This window comes from Azospirillum terrae (assembly GCF_053470425.1).
The window spans coordinates 1-1,255 of the sequence record NZ_JBPXMR010000057.1; the positions used below are offsets into that span (position 1 = coordinate 1).

The 1,255-nt window shown below is 65.8% G+C and carries 1 protein-coding gene; it reads right to left on the minus strand.

Translation table 11 applies throughout. The features are described from left to right. Nucleotides 1–26: 26 nt before the first annotated feature. Nucleotides 27–1,192 (minus strand): IS3 family transposase gene (locus ACSVDD_RS29685; RefSeq protein WP_448193003.1). Its coding sequence is split into 2 segments (ribosomal slippage): nucleotides 27–940 and nucleotides 940–1,192, totalling 1,167 coding nucleotides; the frame shifts between segments, so codons are not numbered across the junction. Nucleotides 1,193–1,255 lie beyond the last annotated feature (63 nt).

Below are 1,255 nucleotides of genomic sequence, written 5' to 3' on the forward strand. Positions count from 1 at the left end.
TGACCTGAGACCGAGGTTTCCTCCGGCTATGGGTGGAGTCCCGTGTGGTTTTGATGCCCGAAGCGGGCGGTGATGGCAAGCAGGGCTGGGGCATGCCCCAGCCCTGCTTGCCTCGCGGCCTTGGCGGCGGCTTCGGCGGGGGTGAGGCCGCCGAGGCCGGAATGGGGCCGCGCGTGATTGTAATCGTCCCGCCAGTCAGCCAGGACGTGGCGGGCATGGGGCAGTGACGCGAACAGCGTCTCGTTGAGGCATTCGTCGCGAAGCCTGCCGTTGAAGCTCTCGACGAAGCCGTTCTGCATGGGTTTGCCGGGCGCGATGTAATGCCACTCCACCCGGTGATCCTGGCTCCAGCGCAGCATGGCCATGCTGGTGAACTCGGTGCCGTTGTCGCTGACGATCATCAGCGGCTTGCCGCGCCTGGCGAGCAAACCATCCAACTCACGGGCGACGCGGGCACCGGACAGCGAGGTATCGGCCACCAGCGCCAGGCATTCGCGGGTGAAGTCGTCGACCACGGTCAGGATGCGGAAACGCCGCCCGTCGCTGAAGGCGTCGGCGACGAAGTCCAGCGACCAGCGTTGGTTCAGCCCCTGCGGGATCGCCATCGGGGCCCGCGTGCCCAGGGCGCGTTTGCGCCCGCCCCGCCGCCGCACCTGGAGCTTCTCTTCCGCATACAATCGACGCAGCTTCTTCTGGTTCATGGCTTGGCCCTCTCGGGCGAGGAGGAGGTGGAGGCGGCGATAGCCGAAGCGGCGGCGCTGCCGCGACAGTTCGCGCAGCCGCTCCCGGATCGCGGCATCGTCAGGGCGCTGGGAGCGATACCGGATCATCGACCGATCCGCGCCCAGGACAAGGCACGCCCGCCGCTCGCTCACGCCGTGGTTGGCACGGACATGAGCAACGGCAGACCGCATAGAGGCGGGCGTCACCATTTTTTTGCGGCGACGTCTTTCAGGATGGCGTTGTCGAGCATGGCCTCGGCCAGCAGTTTCTTCAGCCGGGCGTTTTCGTCCTCCAGCGCCTTCAGCCGCTTGGCCTCCGACACCTCCAGCCCGCCGTACTTGGCTTTCCACTTGTAGAAGGTGGCGCTCGAAATTCCGTGCTTGCGGCACACGTCCGCCGTCGCATGACCGGCTTCCTGTTCCTTCAGGATGCCGATGATCTGTTCCTCGCTGAACCGGCTGCGCTTCATAGGTCCGTCTCCGTAGATGGCGGACTCTACCCAAATTTGGAGGAGTTTTCCGGTCGCAGGTCA